Here is a 7,673-nt window from a genome sequence, read left to right as displayed (position 1 = left end):
GAGGTGCTGCGCCGGGGCCAGATGCTGGTGCAGCAAGGCGATGCCACGCGGCAGATTCCCGCCTGTGTGCAATGCCACGGTGCCGCGCTCACCGGCGTGGCCCCGAACATTCCCGGCCTGCTGGGCCTGCCGCGCGACTACCTGAACGCGCAGTTGGGGGCCTGGCGCACCGGCCAGCGCCGGGCCCACGCGCCCGACTGCATGGGCGCGGTGGCACGCCAGCTCAGCCCGGATGAAGTCAATGCTGCTACCAGTTGGCTGGCGGCGCAAACCCTGCCTACCAACCCCCATCCAGCGACTGCACTGCCTGCCTTGTTGCCCGGTGCCAAGGCGGTGGCCTGCGGGAGCGCGCCATGAAACGGATTGCCCTCGGTCTGTGCGCCTTTGCGGTAGGCCTGGCCGCCCTGGTGTGGCAGCTGAACACCCGGGACGAGCCCGACCTGGCCATCGCCGCGTCCGCGCTCAACACTACGCCCGAGCTGCTGGCGCGCGGTGCGTACCTGGCCCGTGCGGGCAACTGCGCGGCGTGCCACACCACACGGGGCGGTACGCCGTACGCAGGCGGGCGCGGTATCGACACGCCGTTTGGCATGGTCTACAGCAGCAACCTCACGCCCGATGTGCGCACCGGCATTGGTAGCTGGTCGGCGGCGGAGTTCTGGCGTGCGCTGCACAACGGCCGGGCCAAAGACGGGCGGCTGCTGTACCCGGCCTTTCCTTACCCTAGCTACACCACGGTGACCCGCGCCGACTCGGACGCGCTCTACGCCTACTTGCACAGCCTGCCCGCCACTGCCCAGCCTGCAACAAAGCACGCGCTGCGCTGGCCGTTCAACCAGCAGGCGGCATTGGCCGTGTGGCGCGCGCTGTACTTCACGCCTGCCAGCTTTCAGCCCGAAGCCGTCCAGTCCGCCGAGTGGAACCGTGGTGCCTACCTGGTGCGTGGCCTGGGCCACTGCGGCGCCTGCCATACCGCGCGTAACGCGCTGGGTGCGACGAACGACCGGCTGGATCTGGCGGGCGGGCTGATTCCGGTGCAAAACTGGTACGCGCCTTCGCTCACCGCCACCCAAGAGGCCGGCGTGCACGACTGGCCGCTGGAAGATGCCGTGCGCCTGCTGCAAACCGGCGTAGCCCCGCAGGGCACGGTGTTGGGCCCCATGGCCGAGGTGGTGCAGCAGAGCACCCAGTACCTGACTCGCCAGGATCTGACCGCCATGGCCACCTACCTGAAAGCCCTGCCGCGCACGGCGGTGGAGCCAGTGCGCGATGTGCCCTCCACACCCCGCAACGTTGAACGCGGCACAAAGCTGTACGACCAGCACTGTGCCCAATGCCACGGTGCCCAAGGCCAGGGCGTGGCTGGTGCCTATCCGGCGCTGGCGGGCAACCGCGCCGTCACCATGGCCAGCACCGCCAACCTGGTCCATGCCGTGCGCAACGGCGGTTTTGCCCCGGCCACTGCAGGCAACCCGCGCCCGTTCGGCATGCCGCCCTTTGTGCTGGTACTGGACGATGCCGACATCGCCGCCGTGCTGAGCCACATCCGCGCTTCCTGGGGCAACCAGGCCGCGGGCGTGACCGAGTTGGAAGTCAGCCGCCTGCGCTGATCTGTCCCCCAAAAGGAGGATGCCCTCCACGGCCTAGATGCCCACAATTACAAGTCTTCCTATCAGGAGACAAGCATGGACACTCTTTTGGTGCGGGGCAGCCAAGGCCTTGCGGTGCAAAAACTGCGCACAGCGCTGTTCAAAGAACTGGGCACGGATGCCCAGGCCTATCCTGGTCTGGACCAGGGCACCGAGATGACGGTCGATGTGGAAGCCGCCGCCCGGCGCTGGCAGTCGGGTGTGGGGCTGGTGGCCGACGGGGTGGTGGGGCCGTACTGCCTGCAACTGCTGGACCTGCGCCCGGCCCCCAAGTTCGAAGTACCGCTCACGCTGGAGCTGGTGCGCCAGTTGTTCCCGGCCACCAAACCCGCCAACATTGCCCGCTACTTGCCCTACGTAGGTGCCGCGCTGGACGCGCTGGGGCTGAACGACTGGCCGATGGTCTGCGCCGCGCTGGGCAGCATCCGCGCCGAGACCGAGGGTTTTTTGCCAATCTCTGAATTTCAGTCGCAGTTCAACACCGCGCCCGGCGGCATACCGTTTGGCCTGTACGAGCCGGGCACCGGGCCGGGCAAGCGCGTGGGCAACACCCAGGCGGGCGACGGTGCCCGTTTCAAGGGACGCGGCTTTGTGCAACTCACCGGGCGGGACAACTACACCCGCTACGGCAAGGCGCTAGAGATTGACCTGGGCGTGGCGCAGGCCAGCAATGCCGATCTGGCCAATGCCCCCGAGATTGCCGCGCTGCTGCTGGCGCGGTTTCTGGCCGACAAGGCCGACCCCATTCGCGCCGCGCTGGCCACGGGCAATCTGGCCGCCGCGCGCAAGCTGGTCAACGGCGGCGCACACGGGCTGGACCGCTTCAAGGACGTGTTTGCACGGGCTGCCACGCTGGTGGGGGCGGCCACCCCGGTCCAGAGCGTCGGCGCAGGGGCCGCCAAGTCGGCCAAAACCAGCAAGGCGCTCAAGCCCGTCCCGCCTCCTAGGGTAGGAGCCGAACGCCAGCTCAAGGTGCGCAAAGACCCCATTGACTTGAATGACCGCGCCTACCAGCCGCCGCCGCTGGGCCTGCTGGCGGCTTATCCCACCGATAAAGATATCAAGGCCTTTCTGCCTGCCTACGCCGCCGCCGATCTGGTGCTGGACCAGGGCAACGAAGGCGCTTGCACCGGCTACGGCCTGGCCTGCGTGGTCAACTACCTGCGCTGGACCAAAGCAGACGATAAAAGCAAAATCGATTCTGTCAGCCCGCGCATGCTCTACAGCTACGCCCGCCGCTACGACGAATACGCGGGCGAGGACTACAGCGGCTCCAGCTGCCGGGGGGCGCTCAAAGGTTGGTTTAACCACGGTGTGTGCCTGGACACGTACTGGGACAAAAATGCTCCGCAACCCCGTTACGGCTTCGCCAAGAACGCCACCGACCAGACCCTGGGGGTGTACTACCGCATTGCCCTCAAATCCATTACCGATCTGCAAGCCGCCATCCAGGCCGTGGGCGCGGTCTATGTGTCGGCCATGACCCATGACGGTTGGCACGACGTGCCCACCGCCAAGGCCATTCCAGGCGGGCACAAAGACATTCCGCTTATTGCATTCGATGGCCGCCCGGCCGAAGGCGGTGGCCACGCCTTTGCGTTGGTAGGTTTCAACGCCCAGGGTTTCGTCGTGCAGAACTCGTGGGGCACGCAATTTGGCATGGGCGGTTTTGCCGTGCTGGGCTATGCCGACTGGCTGGCCAATGGCATGGACGCGTGGGTGGTGGCGCTGGGCGTGCCCGGTGTGGTGGAAGGGCGCATCAGCGTCACGGCTTCGGGCGGCGCGGATGGCGTGGGGCGGGCGGGCGCGGTCAACACCAGTCTGTGGTGGAGCGCAGACCAGGCCTACCAGCACAGCGTGGTGCTAGGTGACGATGGCCGCGTCAGCCACTACCTGACCGAAGATGCGCTCAGCCGCACCCTGGCCCACCAGGTCTGCGAGCTGCCCAACGCCTGGTTCCGCGATCCGGCCCATGGGCCGCTGGACGGCAAGAAGCGCATCGTCATCTACGCCCACGGTGGCCTCAACAGCGAGGCGGATGCGATCAAACGTGCCCGCGCCATGGGGCGGCACTTTGAGGCCAACGGCTGCTATCCGCTGTTCCTGGTCTGGAAGACCGGGCTGATGGAGTCCATCAACGGCATCCTGCACAAGCAAAGTCGCCAGGAGCCCGCGCTGGCGGGCGGCTGGTTGGACGAGTTGGCCGAAAAAGTGACCGAGAAGACCGACCTGGCCATCGAATCCAGCATCGGCCGCGGCCTGGTGCGCCCGATCTGGACCCAGATGAAAGATGTCGCTGCACTAGCGTTTGAAACCCGGCGCGGCGGCGAGCAGATCATCCGCGCCCTGCAGCAGCTGATGGATACCTGGGGTGACCAGTTGGAAATCCACCTGGCGGGCCATTCTGCGGGCTCCATCTTGCTAGGCCATATGCTGGACGGTCTGGCCTACCGCCAAGTGCCGATTGAGAAAATCAGCTCCATCCACTTGTACGCACCGGCTTGCAGCGTGGCCTTTGCCAACCAGTTTTATGCCAGCGACAAAAAGATCATGGAGCGGCTCTACGTGGACATGCTGTCCGACACGCGGGAGCGTGCTGACAGCGTGGCGGGCATTTACCGCAAGTCGCTGCTGTACCTGGTGTCTGGCGCATTGGAAACCGACCTGCGCACGCCCATTGCCGGTATGGCCAAGGTCTACAGTCCTGGCGATGGCGGCTGGGACGGCAGCTCCAGCACCAATGAAAGCCTGAACGTGTGGCGGCGCGCGGTGCTGGATGCCAAGCTCAAGAGCGCGGGGCGGCTGGTGGAAATCACCACCGACAAAGTCTGCACCGCCCTGGCCGACCCGCGCCGCGCCGATCCTAGTGACGTGATGATTCCCGCCGACCATGGCAGCTTCGACAACAACATTGATGTCATCACCCGCACGCTGGAGGTGGCACTCGGGGTGGTGAAGGGTGGCAAGCTGTTGCAACCGGTAGACGACTTGCGGGGCTTTTAACGGGGCAGCGTGGGGGGCTGCGCCAAAGCTTGTACAGTTTTGGTACTACAGCGTTTTAGGTCCCTTATGCCAACACCATTGCTCCAAGCCAACGGGCGCGCTTTTGCGCACATTGCCCAGTTTCACCCGGAGTTGACGGCCCTGCGCCGCGACCTGCATGCCCACCCCGAGCTGGGCTATGAAGAGGTGTATACGGCAGAGCGTGTGACCCAGGCGCTCAGGCTCTGCGGCGTGGACGAGGTGCATACCGGCATCGGCAAAACCGGCGTGGTCGGCATCATCCACGGGCGTGGCAAGACCAGCGGCAAGATGGTTGGCTTGCGCGCCGACATGGACGCGCTGCCCATGACCGAGCAAAACGACTTCGCCTGGAAGTCGGCCAAGGGCGGCCTGATGCACGGCTGTGGCCACGACGGCCACACCGCCATGCTGGTGGGCGCGGCCCGCTACCTCGCCGAGACGCGCAATTTCGACGGGACGGTGGCGTTGATCTTCCAGCCCGGCGAGGAAGGCTACGCCGGAGCCAAGGCAATGATTGACGACGGCCTGTTCGAGCGCTTCCCGGTGCAGGCTGTGTTTGCCATGCACAACTGGCCCCACATGCGGCCCGGCACCATCGGTCTGAATGCGGGCGCGATGATGGCCGCGTCGGACCGCGTCACCATCGAGATCACTGGCCGGGGCGGCCATGGCGCGCATCCCTACCAAAATGTGGACCCGGTGCTGGCCGCCGCCCACATCATCACTGCGCTGCAAAGCGTGGTATCGCGCAACATCCGCGCCATCGACAGCGGAGTGGTCAGCATCTGTGCCCTGCAGGCGGGCGACCTGGCGGCCATGAGCGTGGTGCCCGGTAAAGCCACCTTGGTGGGCACGGTGCGTACCTTCAACCCTGCCGTGCAAGACCTGATCGAGCGGCGCATCACCGAGCTGTGTGGCGCTGTCGCCTTGGGTTTTGGGGCCACCGCCTCGGTGAGGTACGAGCGTTTGTACCCGCCCACCATCAACACCACGGCCGAGGCGCTGTTCATGATGCGGGTGGCCGAGGGCCTGGTGGGTTCGTCGCAACTGGTGCGCGATCTGGACCCGAGCATGGGCTCAGAAGACTTTTCCTTCATGCTGCAGGTCAAACCCGGTGCCTACATGCGCATCGGCCAAGGCACCGAAAACGGCCCCGGCAGCTGCGCGCTGCACAACAGCCGCTACGACTTCAACGATGCCATCCTGCCTCTGGGTGCTGCCATGCACGCCAGCCTGGCCGAACAGTTCATGCCACTATCAGAATAAGAGCTGCCTGCGCAGGTGGAATATGCGCTGGAGGCCTATTTTCTTTATAAAACGTTAGGGGCCTACCGGCCGTTGCACAGCGACGGGCACAGGTACAACTGGCTTGGTACGCCTTCTACTAGCGTCAGGGTGTAGCCACGGCACAGGCTGCCCAGCACGGCAGTCACGTTGTAGGTGCCCACGGGCAGCGCCAGCTCCACCAGCGACCCCGCGTCGTCGGCGGTAAACACGCGCTGGCCTTGCAGGTTGTCGATGTGCAGGCGCAAGGGGCCATCGGGTTTGGGTTTAGGGGCCGGTGTTGGGGCGTACAGGCTACGCAGCCAGTACATCCATTCCAGTGGCGCGGTGAACAGCGTCCCGCGCGCGGCAGGGTCGGCGGCTGCATGGATCACCAAGCTGGCTTCGGGTAATGGAGGAGAACTGTGCAAATGGGACATGCGTCTATCTTGCACGCTAGAGCCGCATTTCCCTGTGTCGCTGCCACAACGGCTATGTTGCATTTGTAATAACCGACCTCCCTAGTTTGCAATCTCGCGGCGTTTCTGCTGGCCCTTCGTCACACGAGCAGGAGCACCGGTTTGAGCAGCAGAGCCATGGCCCTGGCCAATTCCTCACGCTGCATGGGTTTGGTCAGCAGGCGCGAGACCCCGGCGGCGGCGGCGCGCTGGGCCAACGAGGCACCGCCGTAGCCGCTGACCATCAGAATCGGCAGTGCCGGGGCAAACTGGCGGATTGCCTCCGTGAGCTGGATGCCGGTCAGGCCTGGCATGACTTCGTCGGTGACCACTGCCGCAAAGCGCTGCGGGTCTGCGCGCAAGGCCTGCAGGGCGGCGACTGGGTCGGTGAAGCCCACCGGCTGGTAGCCCAGGCTGGTGAACATTTCTTCGGCCAGCGCGACCAGGGTGGGTTCGTCGTCCACCACCAGCAGGGTCTGCCCCGCGCCGGAGGAGGTGGGCAGGGCCGTGGGGCGGATGGGACTGGGCGCATCGGTGCATTCGGGGAAGTACAGGGTAAAGCGGGCCCCGTGGCCGGGCTTGCTTTGCACGTCGATGGCACCGCCAAATTCGGCTACCACGCCGTGCACCACCGCCAGACCCAGGCCGGTGCCCGACTCGGCGCTGCGGGTGGTGAAGAAGGGCTCAAACAGCCGCTCCATCACCTCGGGCGTAATGCCTTTACCCTGGTCGGACACCGTCAGTACGAGGTAGGGCCCGGCCGGCAACTGGGTGTGCGAAAGCACTTTGCGCTGTGCCACCTGTTTGCGCACCAGTTGCACCTGCACCATGCCGCCGTGGGGCATGGCCTGCATGGCGTTGGTGCACAGGTTCATCACCGCTTCAAAGGCCTGCGTGGGGTCACCGCGCATCAGCACACCAGGGGCTTCCAGGCCGCGCTCCAGCACCACGCCAGGGCGCAAGGTAGCGGCCAGCAGGGCCAGCACCTCGGTCACGATGGGTTCCAGTTCGAACACCGCAGAGGCACAGCCACCGCCCCGGCCAAACGACAGGACGCGCTCTACCAGGGCCTTGCCGCGCAGGGCCGCGCCCAGTACTTTGTCCAGATGCCGAGCCTGGGCGCTGCCGGGGATGGCGGCATCCTGCGCCATCTCGCCAAAGCCGACGATGGCCGCCAGCACGTTGTTGAAGTCATGCGCTACGCCGCCGGCCAGCTCGCCCAACGACTCCAGCCGGTTGGCCCGTGACAGCTGGGTTTGCAGCGCCACTTGGGCTGCGG

6 protein-coding genes are annotated in these 7,673 nt (G+C 65.9%); 4 read left to right on the top strand and 2 right to left on the bottom strand.

Going from position 1 to position 7,673, the window contains the following annotated elements; genetic code table 11:
- From ABI213_RS22515 to ABI213_RS22500, 4 genes are all read left to right on the top strand, one after another.
- A partial coding sequence (locus ABI213_RS22515) for a c-type cytochrome (RefSeq protein ID WP_348028737.1) occupies positions 1-357 on the top strand: 357 nt, incomplete at its 5' end.
- On the top strand, positions 354-1,610 hold the full coding sequence (locus tag ABI213_RS22510) for a cytochrome c (protein WP_348028735.1): 1,257 nt from the start codon (positions 354-356) through the stop codon (positions 1,608-1,610). The genes ABI213_RS22515 and ABI213_RS22510, both read left to right, overlap by 4 nt.
- A gap of 75 nt (positions 1,611-1,685) precedes the next feature.
- Positions 1,686-4,652: a peptidase C1 gene (locus tag ABI213_RS22505; RefSeq protein ID WP_348028733.1), complete on the top strand. Its 2,967-nt coding sequence runs from the start codon at positions 1,686-1,688 to the stop codon at positions 4,650-4,652.
- A gap of 66 nt (positions 4,653-4,718) precedes the next feature.
- Positions 4,719-5,939: a M20 aminoacylase family protein gene (locus ABI213_RS22500; RefSeq protein WP_348006396.1), complete on the top strand. Its 1,221-nt coding sequence runs from the start codon at positions 4,719-4,721 to the stop codon at positions 5,937-5,939.
- 62 nt (positions 5,940-6,001) lie between these two features.
- Here ABI213_RS22500 and ABI213_RS22495 read toward each other — a convergent pair whose 3' ends face one another.
- Positions 6,002-6,376, bottom strand: a complete 375-nt coding sequence (locus ABI213_RS22495) for a hypothetical protein (RefSeq protein WP_348006397.1) — start codon at positions 6,374-6,376, stop codon at positions 6,002-6,004.
- 119 nt (positions 6,377-6,495) lie between these two features.
- Positions 6,496-7,673: ATP-binding protein (locus ABI213_RS22490; RefSeq protein ID WP_348028731.1), on the bottom strand; the 1,178-nt coding region annotated here is incomplete at its 5' end.

The organism is Rhodoferax sp. (genome assembly GCF_039922535.1).
In the GTDB taxonomy this organism is placed as follows: Bacteria; Pseudomonadota; Gammaproteobacteria; order Burkholderiales; family Burkholderiaceae_C; genus Rhodoferax_B.
Note: the sequence above shows the minus strand (reverse complement) of the source record. Positions and strands in the feature narration are given on the sequence as shown.

Coding starts and splice junctions, on each gene's coding strand:
- ABI213_RS22495 (WP_348006397.1), bottom strand. CDS start 6,376: ATGTCCCATTTGCACAGTTCTCCTCCATTACCCGAAGCCAGCTTGGTG.
- ABI213_RS22510 (WP_348028735.1), top strand. CDS start 354: ATGAAACGGATTGCCCTCGGTCTGTGCGCCTTTGCGGTAGGCCTGGCC.
- ABI213_RS22500 (WP_348006396.1), top strand. CDS start 4,719: ATGCCAACACCATTGCTCCAAGCCAACGGGCGCGCTTTTGCGCACATT.
- ABI213_RS22505 (WP_348028733.1), top strand. CDS start 1,686: ATGGACACTCTTTTGGTGCGGGGCAGCCAAGGCCTTGCGGTGCAAAAA.